The organism is Fusicatenibacter saccharivorans, from assembly GCF_015557635.1.
Taxonomy (GTDB): domain Bacteria; phylum Bacillota; class Clostridia; order Lachnospirales; family Lachnospiraceae; genus Fusicatenibacter; species Fusicatenibacter saccharivorans.
Window position 1 is genome coordinate 40,678 of record NZ_JADNOP010000009.1, and the last position, 25,692, is coordinate 66,369.

Sequence of the window (25,692 nt, forward strand, 5' to 3'; positions counted from 1 at the left end):
GTTTTATGCTTCGTTTATTGATAAATGGTACATGATACCCGGCACCATTCCATCCAGATGAAAGAGTACAGATTCTCCAATCTTCTCTCCGTCCATAATTCTGATGACTTCCCCCACCGGACTTAAAATCTCAAGTGTTGCTTTCTTTCCTTTTACTGAAATTGTACCTTCCAGCGTATCTGCAAAAAGCTTTCCTTTCATTGTCACAGCGGTAAATTCATAACCCATCAGTTCAATCCCCGTCTGCATCTCTGTTTCATCCATTCCCGTCTCACCCATTGCCGTGAGGATAAACTCTTTTGCATCTGCAAGCTTGTCCGTATCCATCGGAAGCACCGAAATAGATATTCTGCTGTTATTCACTTCTGCATTAATTTTTTCCGTCAGGCGGATATTTTTCTCCGGGGATCCGCTGAAAAAGCTGCAATAATCGGTGTTCAGTGAAAATCTGGAATTATCCGGATCAAATATCATTTCTTTGGTAACTGAAATCATTTTCCCGTCCACAAGTCCTGCATCCTTTGGAACAATCCCCCACTTCTTAAAGGCCTGATCCAGGATTTCTGCAAATTCCCGGTAATCTCCGTCCCCTGCAATCTTTTCAATCTTATCAAAAACCAGTGTTTTTTCGCCAAGATGTATACCCGGCTGTATCTCTTTGGTATCCCTTGCCGCAAAAGTCAGCCGGTTTTTATCCGGATATCTTCTCATTGCATCCCTGTAAGGAGACCATGCATAATAGACTCCTTTCTTTGCCTCGGAAAGATCGGCTCCATTTAAAAAGCCTGCATTGATGGCCGCATCCGCGTCACCGGTGTACCTCTCACCTCCATCCAGGAAAACGTTTCGCATACCTGTGATGTAAGGTAACATCGTTGTCAGCATGCCATGCCCGTTTGGAAGCGTCTTAAGGTCATCCTGTGTATATACAACATCTACTTTTTTATCAGAAACAGCCACAAGGCCCTTCAAAAATACAGATGCCATAAATCCCCACTGACAGGCCACCGCCGGATCATTGTATGCATCAAATACACTTAAAATCTCGTCCGCTGGCTGATCATCCCATTTTTCAGATGTCTGATAATTATAAAGAATCAGTCCGTCCCAGTCATTTAAGCATGCACAGGCCACTGTCTGCACTGCCGCTGTGGAATGGAACGGATGAAGTCCGTATTCATTCCATTCACTCAGCATAAACGGCTTTCCTTTTATAATGGCAGTTGCACCCATGCTCGGGATCGTTGTTGCTATGGCACCTGCACCTTTTTGTATGGTCAGCGGATTGGTGGAAACATATTCCATCGGACCCGACACCATAAATGTCGTTCCCTGTACCGGAAGCAGCGGATGATTGAAATAGCTGTTATTTTCCATTACGTCCGCATCGCTGTGTCCGTATACATCAGCCGCACCGCCCAGCAGGTTACTGGTGTTAATCGGAACCTTCACCCCGATAGAATGCAGATAATTTTTCATCATCTGATAAAATTCCCGGTTAATAAAAATTCCAAACTCCATATAATCTGCATATCTTGCCGGGCTGTTCATTCCTTCCCATGAACCCATCGGATCATTCACCGGCTGGACAAAATCTCCCTCCGTAATACGTACTGAGCAGTCTTCCGGATTCTCATCCTCCTGCAAAGCTGAAACACCGTCAAATGTCCAGGCTTCTTTTAATTTTTCCCTTGTATCGTATTTCATTAGAAGAAAATGATTAAATTTTCTCTGAACCTCCTGCCTATAAGGCTTCATATGTTCAACATGCTCCAGCTCCGCTGTTCCCTTAATCGCCGATTCTTCATTATTGATCTGAACGGTAATGACTGCCGGATCATCTGCCAGTGCAAGCCCGGTATACGGATTCACATGCAACAGAAGCTTTCTTGCATAATCCTTCTGCAGTTCAATCAGTCTTTCATTAATCATCGGAAAGCATTTTGTACAGGAATCCACTCTATCGGAATATTCAATTCCATCTTCCTTATTAAATGCTCTTGCAACTAACAGATCAATGTGCAGATAGATTCCCTTTTCTTTCAATTTTGCGACAAAATAATCAAATCTGTCGAGACCTGCTTTGTTAAATTCCAGGCTGTTCCCTCTCTCGTAATCCAAAAGCGGTGCTTCCTTACAACTGCTCCACGTACACGGTTCTTCACCGATAGGAGCATCTGCTGCATGCAGCCTAATGACATTCACACCCATACTGGCAAATCTTGCAGCCAATTTTTCCGCTGTCTCATGATTCGGAGTATTGGATCTTGCTGCCATATTGAAGCCCAAAAATCTAATGCGTGTTCCGTCTTCAAAATAAAAATGTCCGTCCTTTACACGTACAAACCCATGCTTTCCTGCAGGTGCATCCAACAGATGTGAAAAATCCGCTGCGCCTTTGTTCGTTTCAGCTTTATGGATTCTTATTCTCTGTCTCACTTCACTTTCTCCTTCCTTCTTTCTTTCTTTTTGCTTATAAAATACTACATTTTCCATGATTCATATTTCATAATTTTATTTTATATTATATTTTTCTGTATTTTTAAAATTTTTGTGATATACTTTTGAAAAAAGGAGAGAATTATCAATCATGGATTATATTGATTTCTGTAAAAAGTATTATGCCACAACCAAGATTCCTATTAGTTTACTTCTCGGAACGGCCGAAAAGTACTCAACTATCGGTGAGCTTTTTTCTGTAGAACCGCTTACAGATTACCCTGTTCTCGCAGGTGGTCCTAATCCGTCCATACATTTTTATTCTTCTGAAATCATATACGGATGTATTTGTATAGAAGAGACCGACTATGTTATCATTCTTGGTCCTATTTTCGAGTGCCCCGTCACACCCTCACAGATCAATCTGTTCATGCAAGAGAGTGCTGTTCCGGCAGCATACCGGGAGCAAATCGTCGAATTTTTATATACAATACCGACAACCAGCCGCCTGCATCTTGCAAGACATCTGTCATTACTTCATCTGATTCTGAACCGGAAGAATGCCGATATTCCGGAAATACTGGAAATAAGCTTTGGTAATACTGTGAACCGCAATTCACACAATGTAAAGCAGTTTATTGAAAATAAGGAAAATGAAGAACTTCACTCCACCCATTATATGGAGTTGGAGCTCTATGAACATATTCGAAACGGGAATCCAAAGAAACTGGCGGATTTTCTCAAATCTACTCCTTTGAATCTCAATGAAAAGAAACTGGCAAAATCGCCTTTACGCCAGGCCAAAAATATTTTTATCAGTACGGTGACAAATGTAGGGATGATCGGCGCAATTCCGGGCGGTGTTGACGTTGAACGTGCTTATCATCTTATGGATATGTATATACAGGAATGTGAACAGCTTCAGACGCTAAAAGAAATCAACGATTTACAGTATCAAATGCTTTTCGACTTTTGCGAAAAAGCCGGTGAAACCCACCTACCAAGCGGGATATCTGCTGATATCTACGACTGCATGAATTACATCAGAAGTCATACCAATGAAGCGATTCGTCTGGAAGATGTTGCCGCTCATATTGACCGCAGCACCTCTTTCATTGCCAAAAAATTCAAATCCGAATTAGGATTTAACCCCGGCGCTTATATCAGCCGCTGCAAACTGGAAGAGGCAAAAAGTCTCCTTACTTTTACGGAAAAAAGTCTGACCGAAATAAGCAATTATCTTTGCTATTCCAGTCAGGCCCACTTTCAGACTGCTTTTAAAAAGAAATATGGTATGACTCCGAGACAGTATCGAAATAAAACACAGCAGATATAAACTCAAATCATAACCACCAGTATTTTTAACGAACTTTTGTCCTTTATAGATTCCATAAATGATGATACGCTTTGATTTGATGGAGTTTTACAAGCATAGGTTTTACAAGCATATGGATCTTTACTTTGTACTATTTTTATACTACCACTACTTACAGTCCGTCCGGGCGGCAAGGATAGCGTCAATCACGTTGCTGCGGGCTTCCTTTGGCTTCATCTGCTTTCGGTAGTCGGCGGCAGATTTCCCTGTTCAGGTTGCCGATGTTGGTCTGAATCCCACGCTTTTCCGGGTAGTGCTTCACTTCTTGATCGTATTCACAGAACAGCTTTTCGCCGCTGTGTGGGCGGCGGGTATTTATAGCAATCCAATAAATTATTGCACATAATTACACGAACGAAACCACCCTATGCAGTCCTTTGGACGAATTGTTAAAAATCCTTTTGAAATAGCTGATGGTAATTCCGATGCAATCCGTATCTTTTCTTTCCTTAAAGATGCTTTGAGTTTTGACCACATCTTTTCAATCGGATTCAGATCCGGACTATACGGGGGCAAATACAGATAGGTTACTTTTGAGCTGTCCAGTAGCTGTTTCACCGCTTTTGCATGATGGGAACGCATATTATCCATAACGATAATGTTTGCTTCTGAAAGCGTCGGCAGCAACTTTGTTTTCAGGTACTCTGCAAACCGCTCTACAGTAGTTCCTCCCGGATAGACTGTATAGGCACAGTCTCCATTCAGACGTATGGAAGAAAGAACGGTTGTATTGCAGGGCGTGTTGAGTGGAGTTTTATCTACTGCTCTCCGGTTTTTCCATGCTCTGGCATAATGTCGCGTCATATTGATGTTTACTCCGCTTTCGTCCAGAAAGACCAGATGATTTATGTCTTTCTCCGACATATGTTTTTTCCAGTTTCTGCGTTTTTCCCTGACATAGGGGACGCTCCTGCTCTGAGGCATGAAGAGATTTTTTCTTGTAAGAATACCCGAGTTTATAGCAAGACCAGAAAATAACGCAAAAAAGGCAGTGCGGCAGGGCGCGAATTACAAGGAACGGATTTGAAGGCGTACCGGGGTACGACGAAAATCTGTGACGCAGTAATTCACGTTCTGCAGTGCTGAATTTTTTGCATTATTTTCTGGAATTGCTATAATAACTGCCTTGCGGACTGTTTCATTACAAACATGCAGACCAAGTTTATCAATGATTTCATCAATTGTGATATCTGGTTCCTGCTGAACCACCCGGTCAATGTTTTGGAGATCTTCCGGTGTCAGGGCATGTTTACGTCCTCTCTGTGATGTTCTTGTTTTTACAGAACCTGTTTCACGCATTTGTTTTTCCAGGCGGTAAACAGTATTGGTATTCACAGAAAAACACTCTGCGATTTCTTTTGTCTTTTTAAAAACGGCAGAAGAAAACCCTCTCACACCGCCTTTCTTGGCGTATATGAGAGGGTTCCTGTTCTTACGCCTGCCCCAGTACGTGGTCGGAAATTCTTCCGTAGACGGAGATCAGGTAGAGGCCGCAGATGCCGACAACTGCGTAGATGATGCGGCTCAGCCACGTCATGTTTCCGAAGACCAAGGCGACGAGGTCGAGGCGGAAGAATCCGATCAGGCCCCAGTTGACGGCTCCGATGATCGCAACGGTGAGCGCGGTGTAATCCAGTCCTTTCATGTAAAGAAACCTCCTTTTCCCGGATTTTGTATCGTCTTTCTATCTCTTCCGGTTTCTTTATAAATCATTTCCCAAAGGGAGGCAGCTTATGCATTTTCTTTGATTTTTCGGGCAGAAAAATGGAGACCATTTTCAGGCCTCCATTCGTGCAATTTTGTTTTTTATTCAGACAGCAGCTTCTGCAGCAGCTCTCCTGCCGCTGCCGGGTTGGCTTTGCCTTTCATTTCTTTCATGACCTGGCCGACCAGGAATCCGAGGACTTTTGTCTTTCCGGATTTGTACTGTTCTACCGGGCCAGGATTGTTTTCCAGAACTTTTCTCGCGGTTTCTTCCAGAAGGCCGGTGTCGTTTACGGTTTTCAGTCCGTGTTCCTCGACGTATGCTTCCGGATCGACATCCTCTGCAAAAATCTGCTCAAATACCTCTTTCGCCACCTGGTTGTTGACCGATCCGGCTTCTGCCAGTTCGATCAGGGATGCCAGATGCTTCGGTGAAAACTGCAGATCCTCCGGCTCCTGCCCGTTCTCTTTTAAGAGACGTAAGGTCTCGCCCATCAGCCAGTTTGCCACTTTTTTCGGTTTGCCGCAGAGCGCCGTCGTCTCCTCAAAGAGATCGGAGAGCTTCTTGGAACCCGTCAGAATGCCCGCATCGTACTGCGGCAGTCCGTACTGCTCCACGTAGCGTGCCTGTTTCTCCGGCTGGAATTCCGGCATGGATTTCACAATGCGGTCGATCCACTCGTCGGAAATGTGCACCGGCGGCAGATCTGGGTCCGGGAAGTAGCGGTAATCCTTCGCATCCTCTTTCGAACGCATCGCATAGGAATACTCTTTGTTGTCGTCCCAGCGGCGGGTTTCCTGGACAACGGCTTTTCCTTCCTCGATCAGCTCGATCTGCCTTGCACGCTCTCCCTCGATCGCTCTTCCGATCGCCTTGAAGGAGTTCAGGTTCTTCATCTCTGTACGCGTTCCGAATTTCTCGCTTCCAACCTCGCGGACCGAAAGGTTGACATCGGCACGCATCGAGCCTTCCTGCAGTTTGCAGTCGGATGCGCCGAGATACTGAATCATCATACGCAGTTTTTCCAGATAAGCGATAACTTCCTCCGCGGATCTCATATCCGGCTCGGAGACGATCTCGATCAGCGGAACGCCGCTTCGGTTGTAATCGACGAGAGAACAGTCCTCCCACTCATCGTGAATCAGCTTTCCTGCATCTTCCTCCATATGGATCTCGTGGATGCCAATTTTCTTCTTTCCCGCTGCGGTGTCGATCTCCACATATCCATCGTGGCAGATCGGCAGATACAGCTGAGAAATCTGATAGTTCTGCGGGTTGTCGGGGTAGAAATAGTTCTTTCGGTCGAATTTGCAGAGCTGGTTGATTTTGCAGTTTGCAGCCAGTCCGACGCGCAGGGCGTAATCGACAACCTTCTTATTTAATACCGGAAGGGATCCCGGCATACCGGTGCAGACCGGGCAGGTATGGGTGTTCGGCGCACCGCCGAATGCGGTAGAGCAGCCGCAGAAAATTTTTGTTCTCGTCGCAAGCTCCACATGTACTTCAAGTCCGATGACGGTTTCATACTGTTTTGACATTGTTTTGCTTCCTCCTTACCGTTTTTCTGGCTGCCCGAATGCACCGCGTGCCTGCTCATAGGTGTACGCTGCACGGAACAGTTTTTTCTCTGAGAAACAGTCTCCGATAAGCTGCATGCCGATCGGAAGACCCTTGTCATCCATGCCGCACGGAACGGTGATGCCCGGAAGACCGGCGAGGTTGACGGATACGGTGTAAATATCGCCCAGATACATCTGCAGCGGATCGGAAAGCGATTCTCCAAGGCGCGGTGCCGTCGATGGTGCTGCCGGGCTTAAAATCATATCGTATTTCTCAAATGCGCGGTCAAACTCCTGTTTAATCAGGGCTTTCGTGCGCAGCGCTTTCAGATAATACGCATCGTAGTAACCGGAGCTCAACACGAAGCTTCCCAGCATAATCCGTCGTTTCACCTCCGGACCGAAGCCCTCGGAACGGCTCTTCTTATACATATCGTGGAGTCCTTCGTACTCTTTGGCACGGAAGCCGTATTTCACACCGTCGAATCGTTCCAGGTTGGAGCTTGCCTCGGCGGATGCAATGACGTAGTAAGCCGGAATCGCATAATCAATGAGGTCGAGATCGAAATACTCTACTTCTGCTCCGCGTGCCTTCAGGACATCGGCAGCCTTTAAAATGGATTCCTTTACCTGCGGATCCAAACCTTCGCCGAAATAGCTGTTCGGAATACCGATTTTCAGATCGGAGACATCTTCTTTTAAAGCGCTCATGAAATCGTAATCATCGCGTTTCATTGATGTCGCATCTTTTGCATCATACGAAGCAACGGTCTGCAGCAGTGCTGCACAGTCTGTCACATCCTTTGCGACCGGTCCGATCTGGTCGAGGGAGGAACCGTAAGCGATCAGTCCATAACGGGAAACGGTGCCGTACGTCGGTTTCATGCCGGTTACGCCGCAGAAGGAACTTGGCTGACGGATCGATCCGCCAGTATCGGAGCCGAGTGCCATCGGTACTTCTCCTGCTGCAACGGCTGCACAGGAACCGCCGGAGGAACCGCCTGGAACGTGTTCGGTGTTCCACGGGTTTTTCGTCACGCCGTACGCAGAAGTCTCTGTCGTACTTCCCATCGCAAACTCATCCATGTTCGTCTTTCCAATGATAACGGCTCCCGCCTCTTCAAGCCGTGTAATAACCTCCGCATCGTACGTCGGAACGAAATTCTGCAGGATCTTTGACGCACACGTCGTCGCAAGACCCTTCGTACAGATGTTGTCCTTGATCGCGATCGGAACGCCGGCCAGCGGACCGGTGAGCTCTCCTGCGTCAATTTTCTTCTGCACTTCTGCTGCGCGTGCTCTCGCACCCTCTTCATCCACAAGAAGGAAGGCGTGAATCGCATCCTCAGACGCTCTGACTGCCGCAAGGGACGCTTCCACAGCGTCCGATACGGTGATCTTTCCTTCTTTGATCGCGGCAGAAAGCTGTACTGCTGTCATATCTTTGATTTCCATATCGAATCTCCTCCTGCTATTCTACCGTTTTCGGAACCTTGTACTGGCCCTCTTTGACTTCCGGTGCATTGGCAAGCATTGCATCGCGGTCGTCGCCATTGGTTACTTCATCCTCGCGGAATACATTTCCCATCTCGAAAATGTGGGTCATCGGCTCGACCTTGCTGGTGTCGAGCTCGTTTAATTTATCTACATAATCCAGCATTTTCTGCATATCCTGCCGTGCGGATTCTTTTTCCTCATCCTTTAATTCCAGCTTTGCCAGGATGCCGACATATTCCATCGTTTCATCTGAAATCACATTTGCCATTTCACTCATTCTCCTTTTTTATTTTCCAGCAGGATCCGCTTACGGCTCCAGTCTTGTAAGATCACGCGGGAACAGCGTTGTCTCGCGGACGTTGTCCTCACCGATCAGCTTCATGGTCAGACGCTCCAGACCGATGCCAAGACCTCCGTGCGGCGGCATACCGTGTTTGAAAGCACTTAAATACTGCTCCATGCCCTCTTCTGTCATGCCGCGGGCTGCGATCTTTTCAGAGAGCATCTTGTAATCGTGGATACGCTGGCCTCCGGTTGTAATCTCCAGACCGTGGAACAGCAGGTCGAAGCTCTTTGTGTATCTCTTATCCTCCGGGTCGTCCATCGCATAGAACGGTCTCTTTTTCGACGGATATTCGGTGACGAATACGAAGTCTGCGTCGTACTCCTCTTTGAAATACTGGCCGATCAGAAGCTCCTCCTCCGGCTCAAGGTCGAACGGGTTGCGGATCTTTCGGTTGTATTTCTCGGCTACCAGCTCTTTCGCTTTCGTGAACGGTACAGTTGGGATTTCTTCTGTCTTTGGAAGCATAACTTTCAGGATCTCCAGCTCTTTTGCGTAATCCTTTTTAAGAAGCTCCACCATGTACTGTAAAAATTCGGTTTCCATTGCCATGATGTCGGTGTAATCCTCGATGTAGCCCATCTCAAAGTCAAGGCTGGTATACTCGTTCAGATGACGTTTCGTGTTGTGTTTCTCTGCACGGAAAACCGGTCCGACTTCAAAGACACGGTCAAACACGCCGACGAGCATCTGTTTGTAGAACTGCGGGCTCTGTGCCAGGACAGCCGGGCGGTGGAAATATTCCAGCTTGAAGATGTTTGCGCCGCCCTCAGCGCCTTTCGCGCCGATCTTCGGTGTATGGATTTCGGTGAATCCCTGGGAATGAAGGAAATCACGGAACGCCCGTACCACGCCTTCCTGGATGCGGAATTTTGCACGCTCTCTGACGTTTCGAAGAGCGATCGGCCGCATGTTCAGCATTGCTTCAAGGGAGGTGTTCATTTTCCATTTGTTGACTGCGAGCGGCATTGGCTCGGTCGGCTCGGAAAGAACGGTGATGGTCTGCAGCCTGACTTCGACGCCGCCCGGTGCGCGGTCCTCTTTTTTGACCGTTCCGGTTACGGCAACTGCCGATTCCTCTTTCAGATCTTTCAGCGGGAAGTCAACGCTTCCTTCTTCGTACACACACTGAACGAGTCCCTCTCTCTTTCTTAAGATGACAAAGGCAACCTCGCCCATGTCACGGATGATGTGTACGGCTCCTTCGAGTTTTACTTCTGTGCCTTCCGGTGTCTCCAGCAGAGTTTTTACGGAGATGTCTTCTTTTTTCTTTACGCCTGTCATAAATTCCATGTCTTGTTCTCCTCTCTTTCTCGCCTGTCCCGGATTGTTTTTTTTAAATAAAAAAGTCCCGGAACAGTTTTTTAACTACTGTTCCGGGACGGGATATTTTATGTTCCCGCGGTACCACCCGCATTGCGTTTTTCTCTCCGGTTTTCCGGGGGAAAACGCCCACTCATTTATACTTAACGCGTATCACGGATCTGCCTACTTGATTTCCTGTTCGGATCTCATGTTCAGCAGACCGGCTCCGGAATGTTCCCCATTGTATGTTTCCTCCATGCTGATGCTCTCAGTCGGTGACATCGGCTTCCTGTCAGATTCCGCATACGGAGTTTCCTTCACTGCCTTTTTCATACTGTGCATTATAGCACAGCAGTTTTGCATTTGTAAACACCTAATTTTTACGGATTTCATATAAATTCTAATGCATTTTTCGTGAACTTTATCTATATAAAATTATTTTTTCGTGTGTTTATAAAATTGCACAGAAATTCCGTTTTATTGGTATTTCGCACACAATTTACAGTTTTTTAATTCTCTCCACTGCCTCTACTGTATTCTCATACGTACCGAATGCAGTCAGACGGAAGTAGCCTTCTCCGCTCGGGCCGAAGCCTGATCCTGGTGTTCCGACTACGTTTGCGTCTGCAAGCAGGTGATCAAAGAACTCCCAGGAAGTCATATTTCCCGGTGTTTTCAGCCAGATATACGGAGCGTTGACGCCGCCGGATACGGTGTAGCCTGCGCCCTTTAATCCGTCGTAGATGACTTTTGCGTTCTTCATGTAGTAAGCAACCTGCTCTTTTAACTGTGCTTTTCCTTCCGGAGAGTAAACAGCCTCGCCGGCTCTCTGGATGATGTACGGAGCTCCGTTGTATTTCGTTCCGTGACGGCGTGCCCACAGGCTGTGCAGAGTCACATCGCCGGATTTGATGTCTTTCGGGATAACGGTGAATCCAAGACGCATACCGGTAAAGCCTGCGTTCTTGGAGAAGCTGCGCATTTCGATGGCACATGTTCTTGCACCCTCGCACTCATAGATGGAATGCGGAATGTCTTTTTCTGAGATATATGCCTCGTATGCAGCATCATACAGGATGATGGCTCCTACTTTATTTGCATAATCAACCCATTTCTGCAGCTCGGCTTTGGAAACCATAGCGCCGGTCGGGTTGTTCGGGAAGCACAGATAAATCAGATCCGGGGTTTCTTTCGGGAGCTCCGGGGTGAAGTTGTTTTCTGCGGTACACGGCATGTAAATCACATTCGTGAAACGCTCGGTTGCTGCGTCGTAGTCACCGGCACGGCCTGCCATTACGTTGGAGTCTACATAAACCGGATAAACCGGGTCGCATACAGCGATTTTGTTGTCCAGGCTGAAGATCTCCTGAATGTTGCTGCAATCGCATTTTGCGCCGTCCGATACAAAAATTTCATCAGATGAGATATCGCATCCTCTGTCCTGATAATCATTTTTTGCGATGGTATCGCGAAGGAAAGCATATCCAAGATCTGGTGCATATCCGTGGAAGGTCTCTGCGTGTCCCATCTCATCCACTGCTCCGTGCAGCTTTTCAATGATCGCCGGTGCGATCGGCTGGGTTACGTCGCCGATTCCAAGACGGATGATTTTCGCATCCGGATTTGCCTCGATGTAAGCTGCAACTTTTTTTGCAATGGTGGAAAACAGATAGCTTCCCGGCAATTTCAGATAATTGTCATTGATTTTGAACATTATTATGTCGCTCCTTTTCACTTTTTCTTACTCTGTCAAAAGCGTCAGCACCATCTGTGCCGTTTCAACCAGATTGGTGCCGCTGTCCATGCTGCATTTCTGCATGTAGCGATGGGCCTCCGACTCGGTCATGTGATTTCGTTCGATCAGAAGGCTTTTTGCACGATCGATGATGTGCTGTTCCTCGGCGCTGCGCACCTTGGGCTTTGCCCGCTCTTTCTTTCTGCGCCGTGCCGCACTCTGCAGCATCATCTCCAGTGTATTAACCAGCTCGTACACGGAAAGCGGCATCGTAACCGCCATGATTCCGGTTCCCTCCACCGCACTTAATGCGCGGCTCGATGCAATCAGAAGCATCTGGAAGCCGGACGGCATACACTCATTCAGATCCGTAAAAAACATATCCGGGAGCTTGTAGCCGCAGATGACGATACCGCCGTTTAAGTTGTTCATCTCTCCGAGCGCCGCTGCCGCTGTCGAACAGACAGCATCGATTTCATATCCTCTTTTTGCCAGAATATCCCGGATGCGCTTTCCATCTTCTATTTTGGGAAGTACTATCACTATGCTGCTCATGCATTTTCAGGCCCCTTCGTCGTCTAAATACGGTACAGATATTTCTCGGTCTCCCAGTCGGATACCTGGCGGAGATACTCATGCCACTCTTCTTCTTTGGCATTGATATATCCATCCACAAATTCCTGGCCGAGTACCTGACACAGAAAATCGTCTTTCTTTAACTCTGCGACCGCTTCTCCAAGGCTTCCCGGGAGAAGGGTGATCTGCATCGCGTTTCGTTCTTCTTCTGTCAGATCGGAAATATTGCGGTCCACCGGGGACGGCGGAACGATTTTCTGTTTGATACCGTCAAGTCCTGCTGCCATGCAGACAGCAAGTGCCAGGTACGGATTGGCTGCCGAATCCGGGCATCGAAGCTCAATGGCCATGATACCGTCTCCCGTCAGCGGAATGCGGATCAGCGGGCTTCTGTTCTTTGCAGACCATGCCACGTAGATCGGTGCACCGTATCCCGGTGTCAGACGTTTGTAGGAGTTTACAAGCGGATTGGTAATCGCTGCGATTCCGCTGATGTGTTTCATCAGTCCGCCCATAAAGTAATATGCCTCTTTGCTGAGCCCGTATTCATCGGATTTGTCGGCAAACACATCTTTTCCCTCCTGAAACAGGGAGAAGGAAAGATGAAGACCCGATCCGTGAACTCCGGTTTTTGGTTTTGGCATAAAGGTTGCGTGAAGGCCATGACGTTTTGCAATCGTACGGATAGCAAATTTGGCAGTCATCAGCTGATCTGCCGTCCGAAGTGCTGCAGCCGGACAGAAATCCAGTTCGTGCTGGCCTGCCGCTACCTCGTGGAAGGAAGACTCCACGTCGATTCCCATTTCTTCGAGGGTCAGCACCATATCGCGCCGCGCGTTTTCTCCCAGGTCCAGCGGTCCAAGATCCAGATAACCGCCTTTGTCGTGCGTTACACTCGTTGCTCCGCCGTCCTCATCGGTGTGGAACAGGAAAAATTCACACTCCGGTGAGATTTCAAACTCATAGCCCATCGCTTTCGCTTCGAAAATTACCTTCTGAAGGATGGTTCGGGAACTCTTTGCATAAAGATTCCCCTCTCTATCATACACATCACAGATCAATCTTGCAACCTTTCCTTGCTGCGGACGCCACGGAAGTATTGCAAAGGTGTCGAGATCCGGGTGCAGAAACATGTCTGCTTCCTCGATGGTGACAAATCCTTCGAACGAAGAGCCATCGAAAACGCACTGATTATTCAGGGCTTTTTCCAGCTGTCCGGCGGTGATGGCCATATTTTTCATCATTCCAAACATATCGGTAAACTGCAGGCGGATAAATTCAACATCTTCTTCCTCCGCCATCTGAAGGATCGCTTCCTTCGTATACTTTGCCATATCGATTCTCTCCTTTATCAAAGACGATTCTAAACGAAAAGGGTGCTTTCACGCGGCAGGGCAGAAAGACACCTTGCGTAAAAACACCCTTGTTTTGGGCATATTATAGCAGTTTTTCGCGTGTTTTGTCAAGAAAAACTTAGAGATTTGTGTATCCCATCAGGGATTCATCGACTGCCTTTGCTGCCTCGCGTCCCTCGCGGATCGCCCATACGACCAGGGACTGGCCGCGGTGCATATCGCCTGCGGTGAAGACATTTTCTTTTGTTGTCTGGTATTTTCCGTCGTCTGTCTTCACGTTGGTGCGCTGGTTGACTTCCACTTTAAATGCATCGGTCACATATTTCTGGGATCCTAAAAAGCCTGCTGCAATAAGAACGAGATCTGCCGGGAGAATCTCTTCGGTTCCCTCAACCGGAACCATCATCATGCGGCCGGATTTCTCATCTTTTTTCGGTGTCAGTTTTACGGTCTTGATCTGGCAGACTTCACCTTTTTTGTTTTTGATAAATTCCGTTACGGTTGTCTGGTAAATCCGCGGATCATGGCCGAATACGGCGATTGCCTCTTCCTGGCCGTAATCCGTCTTGCAGATCTTCGGCCACTCCGGCCACGGATTGTTCTCGGCACGCTGATCCGGTGCTTTCGGCATCATCTCAAGCTGTGTCACAGATTTGGCACCGAGACGGATGGAAGTTCCGACACAGTCATTACCGGTGTCGCCGCCTCCGATGACAACAACGTGTTTGCCCTTGGCATCGATGTAGGCATGATCCTCAAAATTGGAATCCAGAAGACTCTTCGTTACGGAAGTCAGGAAATCGACAGCAAAGTAGATGCCCTTTGCATCTCTTCCCTCTGCCTTGATATCTCTTGGATTTGCCGCACCGCAGCAGAGCAGGACACGGTCAAATTCTTTTAAGAGTTTGTCAGCTTTTACATCTTTTCCGATATCAGCATTCGTCACAAACTCGATGCCCTCGGCCTTCATCAGATCCACACGGCGGTCGATGACGCTCTTATCGAGTTTCATGTTCGGAATACCGTAGCGTAAAAGTCCGCCCACGCGGTCGCGGCGTTCAAAGACCGTAACAGAATGGCCGCGGCGGTTGAGCTGCATCGCTGCTGCAAGGCCGGAAGGACCGCTTCCTACAATGGCAACGCGTTTTCCGGTGCGCACTTTCGGCGGCTGCGGCGTAATCAGGCCGGTTGCCCATGCGTTTTCGATGATCGCGCGTTCATTTTCCTTCGTGCAGACCGGGTCTCCGTTTACGTTGCATGTACAGGCTGCTTCGCAGAGTGCCGGGCAGACACGGGAGGTAAATTCCGGAAAACAGTTTGTCTTGGTGAGGCGGCGGTATGCCTGCTCATAGTTTCCAAGATACACAAGGTCATTCCACTCCGGAACGAGGTTCTGCAGCGGACAGCCGGAGGCCATTCCCGCAATCATGGTTCCCGCCTGGCAGAACGGTACACCGCATGCCATACAGCGGGCAGCCTGCATCTGCTGTTCCTTTTTCGGGAGCTGCAGATGAAATTCCTTAAAGTTTTTGATACGCTCAAGCGGGGCAACGGTGTTTCCCGTCTTGCGCTGATATTCCATAAATCCAGTTGGCTTACCCATAATTCTTCTTCCTCCTACTTACGCATGCTTTCGTAAAATGCTTCAATCTGTGCCTGTTCGCTGCTAAGGCCCTTGTCTTCCATCTGGGCACTCAGCATCATCATGCGCTTATAGTCATTCGGAATGATCTTCTTGAATTTCGGCAGATATTCGTCAAAGTGTGTGAGAATTTCTTTACCTTTTTCAGAGCCGGTGTGTGCAACGTGTTTTTCAATCATGTTTTTCAGCTCTGCAATATCGTATTTGCTTTCTACCAGTTCAATCGAAATCATTTCCTTGTTCAAATTGCGGTACAGGTTGCTCTTTTCATCCAGGACATAAGCGATACCGCCGCTCATGCCGGCTGCAAAGTTCTTTCCGGTTGCGCCGAGGATAACGACACGGCCGCCGGTCATATACTCGCATCCATGCTCACCGACACCCTCGACAACGGCGTAAGCACCGGAGTTTCTGACACAGAAACGCTCTCCTGCGATACCGTTGATGTACGCCTCACCGCTCGTTGCGCCGTAGAGGGCAACGTTTCCGACGATGATGTTTTCTTCCGGTTTATACTTTCTTGCTTTCGGCGGGTAGACAACCAGTTTTCCGCCGGAGAGGCCTTTTCCGAAGTAATCGTTCGAATCGCCCTCAAGTTCCAGGGTCAGTCCTTTTGGAATAAATGCTCCGAAGCTCTGTCCGCCGGCACCCTTGCACTGTACGGTGTACGTATCCGGCTCCAGAGAGGTGCCGAATTTTCTGGTGATCTCGGCACCAAGAATCGTTCCCACGGTACGATCGGTGTTGGTGATCTCGACTTTGACGTTCTTCTTCTCTTTCTTATCCATTGCCGGACCGAATTTCTTTAAGAGTACCTTCTCATCCAGGGTTGCGCCAAGTTTGAAGTCGTAAACATCTTTCGGATCGAACGTTACCTTCTCGCCTGCTTTTGCAAACGGATTGTTCAGGATCTGGCTTAAGTCTACGCGGTCTGCGTGCTCGTTCGTCACTTTATCATTTCTCTTTAAGAGGTCGGAACGGCCGACCATCTCGTCAACGGTGCGGAAGCCAAGTTTTGCCATGTATTCCCGCATCTCTTCTGCGATGAAGCGCATGAAGTTGATGACGTACTCCGGTTTGCCGCGGAAACGTTTGCGCAGCTCCGGGTTCTGCGTTGCGATACCCATCGGGCAGGTATCCAGGTTGCAGACACGCATCATGACACATCCCATGGTTACAAGCGGCGCCGTCGCAAAACCAAATTCCTCGGCGCCAAGAAGTGCTGCGATCACAACGTCGCGGCCGCTCATCAGCTTTCCGTCCGTCTCAATCATGACACGGTTGCGGAGGCCGTTCTTAATCAGCGTCTGATGGGTCTCGGCAAGGCCTAATTCCCACGGAAGTCCGGCATTATGGATCGAGCTTCTCGGTGCTGCTCCGGTTCCTCCATCGTACCCGGAAATTAGGATGACCTGTGCTCCGGCTTTTGCAACACCAGCTGCAACGGTACCAACGCCGGCCTCCGATACGAGTTTGACAGAGATTCTTGCATTCACATTCGAGTTTTTCAGATCATAAATCAGCTGTGCAAGGTCCTCGATGGAATAGATGTCGTGATGCGGCGGCGGGGAAATCAGGGATACACCCGGTGTGGAGTGACGTGTTTTCGCAATCCACGGGTAAACCTTTCCGGCCGGTAAGTGGCCGCCCTCGCCCGGTTTTGCACCCTGCGCCATCTTGATCTGAATCTCTTTTGCGCTGACCAGATATTTGCTGGTAACACCGAACCGGCCAGATGCTACCTGTTTGATTGCGGAACATCTCTCCGGAGACTCCAGGCGGTCATCACTCTCGCCGCCCTCACCGGTGTTGGATTTTCCGTGCAGACGGTTCATGGCAACCGCCAGTGTCTCATGTGCCTCCTGGGAAATAGAACCGTAGGACATCGCACCTGTTTTGAATCGTTTTACGATAGAATCTACGCTCTCAACTTCTTCGAGCGGAACGCCCTGCTCCGGATAATCGAAGTCCATCAGACTTCGCAGATAACCGCTCTCCTCGCTGTCAACCATGGCAGTGTACTCTTTGAACATCCTGTAGTCACCGCGTCTTGTAGACTCCTGCAGGGTATGGATGGTACGGGGATTGTAGCGGTGCTCCTCACCCTGACTTCTTGCTTTATGACGTCCGAGACTGTCCAGCGTCAGATCCGTCGTCAGTTCCAGCGGATCAAATGCCTGAGAATGACGCTCATCAACGTCTTTTGCAATGTCTTCCAGTGTAATACCGCCGACACGGCTGACCGTACCAGTGAAGTATTTGTCGATTACATCCTCAGAGATACCGATAGCTTCGAAGATCTGGGAACCCTGATACGACTGGATCGTGGAGATACCCATCTTCGCTGCGATTTTTACGATGCCGGAAATGACTGCGTGGTTGTAATCTTCAACGGCTGCGTAGTAATCTTTCTTGATCATGCCCTCTTCGATCAGCTCATGGATCGTGTCGAGTGCCAGATACGGGTTGATTGCGCAGGCACCGTAGCCGAGCAGTGTTGCAAAATGGTGCACCTCGCGCGGCTCGCCGGACTCCAGAATAATCGCAAGAGAAGTTCTCTTTTTCGTTTTTACCAGATGCTGATGAACCGCAGATACAGCCAGGAGGGATGGAATCGCCACATGGTTCTCATCGACACCGCGGTCAGAGAGAATCAGGATGTTGGCTCCTGCCCGGTGTGCACGGTCAACCTCGACGAAAAGGCGGTCCATCGCACGGTCAAGCGGTGCGCTCTTGTAGTAGGTGATCGGAACGGTCACTGCCTTGAAGCCTTCGACTTTCATGTTCTTGATCTTCAGCATATCGGTATTGGTCAGGATCGGATTGTTGATCTTTAATACCTGGCAGTTCTTCGGCTCCTCCTCAAGCAGGTTTCCGTCACGTCCGACGTAAACGCTTGTGGAAGTTACGATCTCCTCACGGATGCAGTCGATCGGCGGGTTCGTTACCTGTGCAAAGAGCTGTTTGAAATAGTTGAACAGCGGCTGATGCTCATGGGAGAGAACGGCAAGCGGGGTATCGATACCCATCGAAGCGGTTGCCTCGACACCGTTTAATGCCATCTTTCCGATGGAGGAACGGTACTCCTCGTAGGTGTAGCCGAACGCTTTCTGCAGGCGCATCCGCTCTTCTTTCGTGTACTCTTCGACCGGCAGATTCGGGATTTTGATATCCTTTAACTGTACCAGATAACTGTCGAGCCATTCGCCGTACGGCTGTTTCTTTGCGTAATATTCTTTGACTTCCTCATCGTTTAAGACTTTTCCCTGTACGGTGTTGACGAGAAGCATCTTGCCCGGATGGAGACGCTCTTTTAAGACGATTTTTTCTTCCGGAACTTCCAGAACACCGACCTCAGAGGAAAGGATCAGGAATCCATCGTTGGTGATGTAGTAACGGGAAGGACGAAGACCGTTGCGGTCGAGCACTGCTCCCATCACATCTCCATCGGAGAACAGGATCGATGCCGGTCCGTCCCACGGCTCCATCATCGTTGCATAATACTGATAGAAATCACGTTTTTCCTGGGAAATCGTGTCGTTGTTTGCCCATGGCTCCGGAATCGTAATCATAACGGCCAGCGGAAGATCCATGCCGCTCATGGTCAGAAATTCCAGTGTATTGTCGAGCATCGCGGAGTCAGAACCCTGTGTGTTGACAACCGGCAGCACTTTATGAAGTTCATCCTGCAGCATCGGGGAAGACATCGTCTCCTCACGGGCCAGCATCTTGTCAGCATTTCCGCGGATGGTGTTGATCTCACCGTTGTGTACGATGAAACGGTTCGGATGTGCTCTTTCCCAGCTCGGGTTGGTGTTTGTACTGAACCGGGAATGCACCATGGCGATGGCAGATTCATAATCGACATCCTGCAGATCGCGGAAGAAGGTGCGGAGCTGTCCTACGAGGAACATACCTTTGTATACGATGGTACGGCTGGAAAGGGATGGCACGTAGGTGTTGTCGTTGCTCTGTTCGAAAACACGGCGTACGACGTACAGACGACGGTCGAAAGCGATTCCCTTTTCCACATCCTCCGGTTTTTTGATGAATGCCTGCATGATGTAAGGCATACACTCTCTTGCCTTATGGCCGAGAACTTCCGGAACGGTCGGCACGGTTCTCCATCCAAGGAGTTCCAGTCCCTCTTTTTCCACGATGATCTCAAACATCTTTTTTGCCTGGTTCCGTTTCAGCTCATTTTGTGGGAAGAAGAATACGCCGACGCCGTATTCCCGTTCTCCGCCTAATGAAAAACCGAGGGTCGAACAGGCTTTGGAAAAGAATTTGTGCGATATCTGCAACAAGATTCCTACTCCGTCTCCTGTTTTACCCTCGGCGTCTTTGCCGGCTCTATGTTCAAGATTTTCTACGATTTTTAATGCGTTTTCTACGGTCGCATGGGATTTTTCACCTTTGATATTCACGACGGCTCCGATACCGCAGTTGTCGTGTTCAAAGGAAGAACGGTACAGCCCTTCTTCTCCCATGACACGCTCTTTGCTCTGTGTCATACGGCTTCCCTTCCTTTACCTTTTCTTAATTTTCAGTTCTCTTTTGTTTTCCGGAAAAGAATGGAGGGGAATTTTTCATTCCCCGCCGTTCTCTTGGATTGCCCTTACTATACTCTATTTTTTTCGTCCTGTAAAGAGCAAATTTAATTTTTATATAATTTTTTACATTTTTTCTTTACTTTCTTAGGCTATTACTACATTTTACCTAATTTTCTACACTTGCAATTCATTATTTTACCGCATGGTACTCGGCTGCTGCTGCGATCAGGCCGCGGAACAGCGGATGCGGACGGTTCGGACGGGATTTGAATTCCGGATGCGCCTGGGTTGCGATGTAGAACGGATGATCTGAAAGCTCGACCATCTCAACAATTCTTCCATCTGGTGATACCCCGGAGAGAACCATGCCATTTTCGGTCAGTGCCTTTCGGAAATCGTTGTTGACCTCATAACGGTGACGGTGACGCTCGGAAATTTCTTTTGTGCCGTACAGCTCCTGTGCCTTTGATCCGTCTGCCAGCACACATGGATAAGCGCCGAGCCGTAAGGTACCGCCGATATCCTCAATACCGTTCTGATCCGGCATCAGTGCGATCACCGGGTGCATGGTGTTCGGGTTCATCTCGATACTGTGTGCGTCGTGGTAACCGAGAACGTTTCTTGCATACTCGACAATCGTCAGCTGCATGCCGAGGCAGAGACCGAGGAACGGAATCTTGTTCTCTCTTGCATATCGAATCGCTGTGATCATGCCTTCGATACCGCGGTTTCCGAATCCGCCCGGTACCAGAACACCGTCCACATCGCTCAGATACTCTGCCACGTTCTCCTCGGTTACCAGCTCGGAATCCACCCATTTCAGGTGTACGTTTGCATGGCTTGCAATTCCGCCGTGTTTTAATGCCTCAACAACGCTCAGGTATGCATCATGCAGCTGGGTATACTTTCCGACGAGCGCAATCGTCACCTCTTTGTTCGGATGGCGGAGTGCTTCTACCATATGAGTCCAGTCGGACAGATCCGGTTCCGGGCATGGAAGGTGAAGGCTCTCGCAGACAACCTGCGCCAGGTTCTCTTTCTCCATGGCAAGCGGAGCTTCATACAGATACTCCACGTCCAGGTTCTGCAGAACATGGCTTGACGGAACGTTGCAGAACAGAGCAATTTTATCTTTGATCTCGGTGGTCAGCGGATGCTCGGACCGACATACGATGACATCCGGCTGAATACCGATTCCCTGCAGCTCTTTTACGCTCGCCTGCGTCGGTTTTGTTTTCATTTCACCGGAAGCTTTCAGATATGGAATCAGGGTAACATGGATCAGAATGGCGTTCTCGTGTCCGACGTCATGCTGGAACTGGCGGATTGCCTCCAAAAACGGCTGGCTCTCGATATCGCCGACGGTTCCGCCGACCTCAATGATGGCAATACGCTCCTCGTCTACTTCTTTTCCGCGGTAGAAACGGCTCTTGATTTCGTTTGTAATGTGCGGAATGACCTGTACGGTGCCTCCGCCGAAATCACCGTGGCGTTCTTTCTGCAGAACAGACCAGTATACTTTTCCGGTCGTCACGTTGGAATTTTTATCCAGGCTCTCGTCGATGAAACGCTCGTAGTGGCCGAGATCGAGGTCTGTCTCTGTGCCGTCATCGGTAACGAAAACCTCGCCGTGCTGAATCGGGTTCATCGTACCCGGGTCAACGTTAATGTACGGGTCAAATTTCTGCATCGTCACTTTGTATCCTCGGGCTTTTAAAAGCCGTCCAAGGGACGCCGCCGTGATTCCCTTTCCAAGGCCGGAGACTACTCCGCCTGTCACAAAGACATATTTTACTGCCATATTGATTTCCTCCTGCTTTTCTCTTCTGATATTTTCTTTTCCGTCACAAGTTTCTCTAAAAGGAAATGTCGCCTGCCGGCGACATCTCTATGATGAAAGCCAGTTACTCCGCGCCTGCGTCGCTCCCGTAACTGCTGACAACATTCGTAATCCGGGCTATCGCCCTACTTACTCATGTCGTCTTGCCCGCCCAATATCTATGAATTCGCTCATGCAAGCATGGCTCATCCATAGCTGCTGTCCGGGGCTTTCATTCAAAATCAAAAACGATTATAACACATCTCGAATTTCCTGCAACTTTTTTTTACTATTTTTTATTATTTTCGACATTTTCCACGAAATCCTAAATTTCTGCACCATATTTTATACATATCACGATTTTCTTGACATCATCCGCAAAAATGAGTATGATAATCAATGTTTTTAAAACATGCAGGTCTACAACTGAAAAAAGGAGAATACCTATGCAGCCATCGTCAAACAATTGTTATGATACCGGTCTCCGGGAGGAATGTGGTGTTTTCGGCATTTACGATCTGGATGGTGCCGACGTCAGTCCTTCGATCTACTATGGCCTTTCCGCCCTGCAGCACAGAGGACAAGAGTCCTGCGGAATTGCCGTCTCTGACACCAGCGGTCCAAAGGGCCATGTGAAATCCTACAAAGGCCTTGGCCTTGTCAACGAAGTTTTCAAAGAATCCAAATTAGAAGAGCTGTCCGGCAATATCGGCATCGGCCATGTCCGGTACTCTACCACCGGTTCCACTACCGTAGAGAATGCACAGCCGCTCGTTCTGAATTATCTGAAAGGCTCCCTCGCCCTTGCGCACAACGGAAATCTGGTCAACGCTATGGAACTGCGCGAGCAGATGGAAAACACCGGCGCAATTTTTCACACTTCGATTGACTCTGAAATCATCGCCTACGGCATTGCGCGGGAACGCGTTCATTCCAAAACGGTAGAAGAAGCGATTCTGCGCACGGTAAAAGAAATCCGCGGCGCCTATGCCCTTGTCATCATGAGCCCGAGAAAACTCATCGGCGTGCGCGACCCATATGGCTTAAAACCGCTCTGCATCGGAAAGCGGGACAACGCCTGGGTTCTCGCCTCGGAAAGCTGCGCCCTCACTTCGATCGGCGCCGAATTCGTCCGCGATGTCGCTCCGGGAGAAATTGTAACGTTTGACAAAACCGGAAATCTGAAATCCGAATTTATGCCGGTTGACGTAAAAAAAGCGCATTGTATTTTTGAATATATTTATTTTGCCCGCCTCGACAGCAAAATAGACAATATCAGTGTCTACGAAGCCAGAATCCGCGGCGGTGCAACTCTCGCAAAGACCTACCCGGTTGATGCAGACCTCGTCTGTGGTGTCCCGGACTCCGGACTTGCCTCCGCAAAGGGCTATTCCGAAGAATCCGGCATCCCGTTCGGTCTTGCGTTCCACAAAAACAGCTATGTCGGCCGTACCTTCATCAAGCCGACCCAGAAGGAACGGGAATCCAGCGTCAAAATCAAGCTGAGCGTTCTCGAATCTGTTGTAAAAGGAAAACGGATCGTGCTCGTCGACGACTCCATTGTCCGTGGAACAACGATTTCCAACCTGATCACGATGCTTCGCAAAGCCGGCGCGACCGAAGTCCATGTCCGTATCAGCTCTCCGCCGTTCCTGTATCCGTGCTATTTCGGCACCGATGTTCCTTCGAACAAACAGCTGATCGCAAGCTCTCACTCCACGGAGGAGATCCGCCAGCAGATCGGAGCCGACTCTCTTGGCTACATGCCGATTGAGGAACTCCAGAACATGGTCGGCGATCTGCCGATCTGCCGTGCATGCTTCGACAGCCATTACCCAATGGAAGTACCGAAACAGGATATCAGCGCTCTTCTCGAAAGCTGATTCTATTTCGTCCACCTTACCGCGCAGACACTGCGTCAGGTAAGGGGGGCTTTTTTTGTTTCATGCATACTTTGACGTAATGTTTGCATACAATAGCATCAAAAACAAAGGGTCTCTTTATGGATCTTACAGACATCATTTATTCCAACGATTACATCAACATTCTGATCCAGAATTACGTGGCACAGTCCGAGCGGTACCAGATGCTGTTTCCGGAATCAAGTGCTCTTCTTACGCTGAACCCGCAGTATTCCGTTCTCTTTCTCGAGCGGAGTCTGCTGCCGGAAAATCTCTTCGGCGCAGTTCCCTTTACCGGGCTTCCAAAACTTTTTACGCCGCTCTCCACGCTCTCACTGGAAGTCTCCGGGATTGTCCAGACGCAGAATCTCTACGGCGGCGGATATACAGGCAAAAATGTAATCTTCGGTTTTCTGGACACCGGCATTGATTACCGCCACCCCGCATTTCTGCATGCCAACGGACAGAGCCGGATTCTCGCCGTCTGGGATCAGACGGACCGGACGGGAACGCCGCCGGCGCAGTTTCCTTACGGCAGTCTCTATACCAAGTCCGATCTCGACGCGGCACTTGAAAGCGGCGATCCACTCTCCCTTGTTCCAGTCACCGATCCCGACGGGCACGGCACGTATGTCGCAGGCGTGGCCGGCGGTACTCCGGATGCCTCCGCCGGATTTCTCGGCGCCGCACCGGAGGCAGATTTTGCCGTTGTTAAATTAAAACCCGCCAAACAGAATCTGAAAGATTTTTATCTTGTGTCCTCCAATGCTCCCGTCTTCGAGGAAGATGACCTGCTCTCCGCCATGCACTTTCTGAATGAAACCGCAGCTGCGGAAGGAAAACCGCTCGTCCTCTGTCTGGCACTCGGGACGAATCAGGGCAGCCACTCCGGCACGCTCCCCGTTTCTCTGACCTTGGCGCGCTACGGCAACACGCCTGGTGTGATCCCCGTCTGCGCGACCGGCAACGAAGGAAATGCAGCACACCATTATTATGGCTCTGTATCCGAAACTTACACCCCGAAAAATGTAGAGTTTCTCGTTTCTGAAGGAAACCGCGGTTTCACCCTGGAACTCTGGGGACAGGCTCCACAGCTTTTTTCTGTCGGTTTCCGCTCTCCCGGCGGCGAGACGATTCCGCGGATTCCCGTCTCTTTGAATCAGGAACAGCGGATCACCTTCGTTCTGGAACGCACCGTAATCTACGTCAACTACGAAGTGGTCCAGGCCACGACCGGCAGCCAGCTCATTCTGATCCGCATGCTGGATCCGACCCCCGGTATCTGGACGCTTCAGGTTTACCGCGCTTTTCCATCGCCGCCGGATTTCCACATCTGGCTCCCGATCACCGGATTTTCCACCTCCGATGTGACATTTCTGGAACCGGATCCGTACACGACACTGACGACACCTTCTGCCACGGTTCCTGTTCTTTCTCCCTCCACGTATCAGGCAGCAAACAACGGTTTTTCCCCGGAATCCGGCCGCGGCTTTACCCGGCTTGGTGAAATCAAGCCCGACTTTGCCGCTCCCGGCGTCTCCGTTACCGGACCGGGACCGGCCGGCTCCTATGTAAGCTTCAGCGGTTCGAGTGCGTCCGCCGCCATTACATCCGGCGCCGCTGCTCTTTTTCTGCAATGGGGCATCCAGCGCACTCCCGCCCGCTATTTCACGGCACAGGAGGTAAAAAACTACCTGATCCGCGGTGCAGACCGAACTGATACTATTACGTATCCGAGCAGAGAATGGGGATATGGCCGATTACAGTTATATCAAAGCTTCACAAGCCTTATGACAAACTGATTTTCCCGCTCACAGGTTTGCTTCTATGGTATATCCGTTTGTTGATGCAAACTTTTAATGTGCAAGTGCCTTGTTTTTGATTGTTT

General features: G+C 49.3%; 18 protein-coding genes. 3 read left to right on the forward strand and 15 right to left on the reverse strand.

Annotated features, from left to right (window positions below):
• Positions 1-3: 3 nt before the first annotated feature.
• Positions 4-2,439 carry a beta-galactosidase gene (locus I2G42_RS09015; protein ID WP_238061592.1) on the reverse strand — a complete coding sequence of 812 codons (2,436 nt, stop codon included), beginning with the start codon at positions 2,437-2,439 and terminating at the stop codon, positions 4-6.
• Positions 2,440-2,590: 151 nt separating this feature from the next.
• On the opposite strand from I2G42_RS09015, the gene I2G42_RS09020 reads away from it, so the two are divergent.
• Positions 2,591-3,775, forward strand: a complete 1,185-nt coding sequence (locus I2G42_RS09020; RefSeq protein ID WP_118741508.1) for a helix-turn-helix domain-containing protein — start codon at positions 2,591-2,593, stop codon at positions 3,773-3,775.
• 372 nt (positions 3,776-4,147) lie between these two features.
• Here I2G42_RS09020 and I2G42_RS09025 read toward each other — a convergent pair whose 3' ends face one another.
• From I2G42_RS09025 to I2G42_RS09090, 14 genes are all read right to left on the reverse strand, one after another.
• Positions 4,148-4,738 (reverse strand): IS630 family transposase, encoded by a 591-nt coding sequence (locus I2G42_RS09025; protein ID WP_118741509.1) that lies wholly within the window; start codon positions 4,736-4,738, stop codon positions 4,148-4,150.
• 84 nt (positions 4,739-4,822) lie between these two features.
• Complete coding sequence (locus tag I2G42_RS09030; protein ID WP_055217762.1) at positions 4,823-5,209, reverse strand: COG3415 family protein; 387 nt, start codon at positions 5,207-5,209, stop codon at positions 4,823-4,825.
• A 37-nt stretch (positions 5,210-5,246) separates the two neighbouring features.
• Positions 5,247-5,459 carry a DUF378 domain-containing protein gene (locus tag I2G42_RS09035; protein ID WP_055217760.1) on the reverse strand — a complete coding sequence of 71 codons (213 nt, stop codon included), beginning with the start codon at positions 5,457-5,459 and terminating at the stop codon, positions 5,247-5,249.
• A gap of 161 nt (positions 5,460-5,620) precedes the next feature.
• Positions 5,621-7,057, reverse strand: coding sequence for an Asp-tRNA(Asn)/Glu-tRNA(Gln) amidotransferase subunit GatB (gatB, locus tag I2G42_RS09040; protein WP_055217758.1), 1,437 nt, complete (start codon positions 7,055-7,057; stop codon positions 5,621-5,623).
• 15 nt (positions 7,058-7,072) lie between these two features.
• On the reverse strand, positions 7,073-8,533 hold the full coding sequence (gene gatA, locus I2G42_RS09045; protein ID WP_118601557.1) for an Asp-tRNA(Asn)/Glu-tRNA(Gln) amidotransferase subunit GatA: 1,461 nt from the start codon (positions 8,531-8,533) through the stop codon (positions 7,073-7,075).
• Between the two features lie 16 nt (positions 8,534-8,549).
• On the reverse strand, positions 8,550-8,843 hold the full coding sequence (gatC, locus tag I2G42_RS09050; protein ID WP_022462350.1) for an Asp-tRNA(Asn)/Glu-tRNA(Gln) amidotransferase subunit GatC: 294 nt from the start codon (positions 8,841-8,843) through the stop codon (positions 8,550-8,552).
• 39 nt (positions 8,844-8,882) lie between these two features.
• Positions 8,883-10,211 carry an aspartate--tRNA(Asn) ligase gene (gene aspS, locus I2G42_RS09055; protein ID WP_195530986.1) on the reverse strand — a complete coding sequence of 443 codons (1,329 nt, stop codon included), beginning with the start codon at positions 10,209-10,211 and terminating at the stop codon, positions 8,883-8,885.
• A 195-nt stretch (positions 10,212-10,406) separates the two neighbouring features.
• A complete protein-coding gene (locus I2G42_RS09060; protein WP_158555021.1) occupies positions 10,407-10,556 on the reverse strand; it encodes a hypothetical protein in 150 nt (49 codons plus the stop codon).
• Between the two features lie 166 nt (positions 10,557-10,722).
• Complete coding sequence (locus I2G42_RS09065; RefSeq protein ID WP_055228252.1) at positions 10,723-11,937, reverse strand: LL-diaminopimelate aminotransferase; 1,215 nt, start codon at positions 11,935-11,937, stop codon at positions 10,723-10,725.
• 27 nt (positions 11,938-11,964) lie between these two features.
• Entirely contained in the window at positions 11,965-12,513 is a 549-nt protein-coding gene (locus tag I2G42_RS09070) for an ANTAR domain-containing response regulator (protein WP_022462354.1), read from the reverse strand.
• A 23-nt stretch (positions 12,514-12,536) separates the two neighbouring features.
• A complete protein-coding gene (gene glnA, locus I2G42_RS09075; RefSeq protein ID WP_055217750.1) occupies positions 12,537-13,868 on the reverse strand; it encodes a type I glutamate--ammonia ligase in 1,332 nt (443 codons plus the stop codon).
• Positions 13,869-14,007: 139 nt separating this feature from the next.
• Positions 14,008-15,492 carry a glutamate synthase subunit beta gene (locus I2G42_RS09080; protein WP_117510184.1) on the reverse strand — a complete coding sequence of 495 codons (1,485 nt, stop codon included), beginning with the start codon at positions 15,490-15,492 and terminating at the stop codon, positions 14,008-14,010.
• A 14-nt stretch (positions 15,493-15,506) separates the two neighbouring features.
• Positions 15,507-20,045, reverse strand: coding sequence for a glutamate synthase large subunit (gene gltB / locus I2G42_RS09085; RefSeq protein WP_195530987.1), 4,539 nt, complete (start codon positions 20,043-20,045; stop codon positions 15,507-15,509).
• 229 nt (positions 20,046-20,274) lie between these two features.
• Positions 20,275-21,885, reverse strand: coding sequence for a CTP synthase (locus I2G42_RS09090; RefSeq protein WP_055228250.1), 1,611 nt, complete (start codon positions 21,883-21,885; stop codon positions 20,275-20,277).
• A 464-nt stretch (positions 21,886-22,349) separates the two neighbouring features.
• Between I2G42_RS09090 and purF the strand changes: the two genes are divergently transcribed.
• Complete coding sequence (gene purF / locus I2G42_RS09095) at positions 22,350-23,786, forward strand: amidophosphoribosyltransferase (RefSeq protein ID WP_055228249.1); 1,437 nt, start codon at positions 22,350-22,352, stop codon at positions 23,784-23,786.
• A gap of 119 nt (positions 23,787-23,905) precedes the next feature.
• Positions 23,906-25,606, forward strand: a complete 1,701-nt coding sequence (locus tag I2G42_RS09100; protein WP_055228248.1) for a S8 family peptidase — start codon at positions 23,906-23,908, stop codon at positions 25,604-25,606.
• Positions 25,607-25,692: the final 86 nt, after the last annotated feature.

Coding starts and splice junctions, on each gene's coding strand:
- I2G42_RS09070 (WP_022462354.1), bottom strand. CDS start 12,513: ATGAGCAGCATAGTGATAGTACTTCCCAAAATAGAAGATGGAAAGCGC.
- I2G42_RS09025 (WP_118741509.1), bottom strand. CDS start 4,738: ATGCCTCAGAGCAGGAGCGTCCCCTATGTCAGGGAAAAACGCAGAAAC.
- gatB (WP_055217758.1), bottom strand. CDS start 7,057: ATGTCAAAACAGTATGAAACCGTCATCGGACTTGAAGTACATGTGGAG.
- I2G42_RS09080 (WP_117510184.1), bottom strand. CDS start 15,492: ATGGGTAAGCCAACTGGATTTATGGAATATCAGCGCAAGACGGGAAAC.
- I2G42_RS09090 (WP_055228250.1), bottom strand. CDS start 21,885: ATGGCAGTAAAATATGTCTTTGTGACAGGCGGAGTAGTCTCCGGCCTT.
- aspS (WP_195530986.1), bottom strand. CDS start 10,211: ATGGAATTTATGACAGGCGTAAAGAAAAAAGAAGACATCTCCGTAAAA.
- gatA (WP_118601557.1), bottom strand. CDS start 8,533: ATGGAAATCAAAGATATGACAGCAGTACAGCTTTCTGCCGCGATCAAA.
- gltB (WP_195530987.1), bottom strand. CDS start 20,045: ATGACACAGAGCAAAGAGCGTGTCATGGGAGAAGAAGGGCTGTACCGT.
- I2G42_RS09035 (WP_055217760.1), bottom strand. CDS start 5,459: ATGAAAGGACTGGATTACACCGCGCTCACCGTTGCGATCATCGGAGCC.
- I2G42_RS09020 (WP_118741508.1), top strand. CDS start 2,591: ATGGATTATATTGATTTCTGTAAAAAGTATTATGCCACAACCAAGATT.
- purF (WP_055228249.1), top strand. CDS start 22,350: ATGCAGCCATCGTCAAACAATTGTTATGATACCGGTCTCCGGGAGGAA.
- I2G42_RS09065 (WP_055228252.1), bottom strand. CDS start 11,937: ATGTTCAAAATCAATGACAATTATCTGAAATTGCCGGGAAGCTATCTG.
- I2G42_RS09100 (WP_055228248.1), top strand. CDS start 23,906: ATGGATCTTACAGACATCATTTATTCCAACGATTACATCAACATTCTG.
- I2G42_RS09060 (WP_158555021.1), bottom strand. CDS start 10,556: ATGAAAAAGGCAGTGAAGGAAACTCCGTATGCGGAATCTGACAGGAAG.
- glnA (WP_055217750.1), bottom strand. CDS start 13,868: ATGGCAAAGTATACGAAGGAAGCGATCCTTCAGATGGCGGAGGAAGAA.
- gatC (WP_022462350.1), bottom strand. CDS start 8,843: ATGGCAAATGTGATTTCAGATGAAACGATGGAATATGTCGGCATCCTG.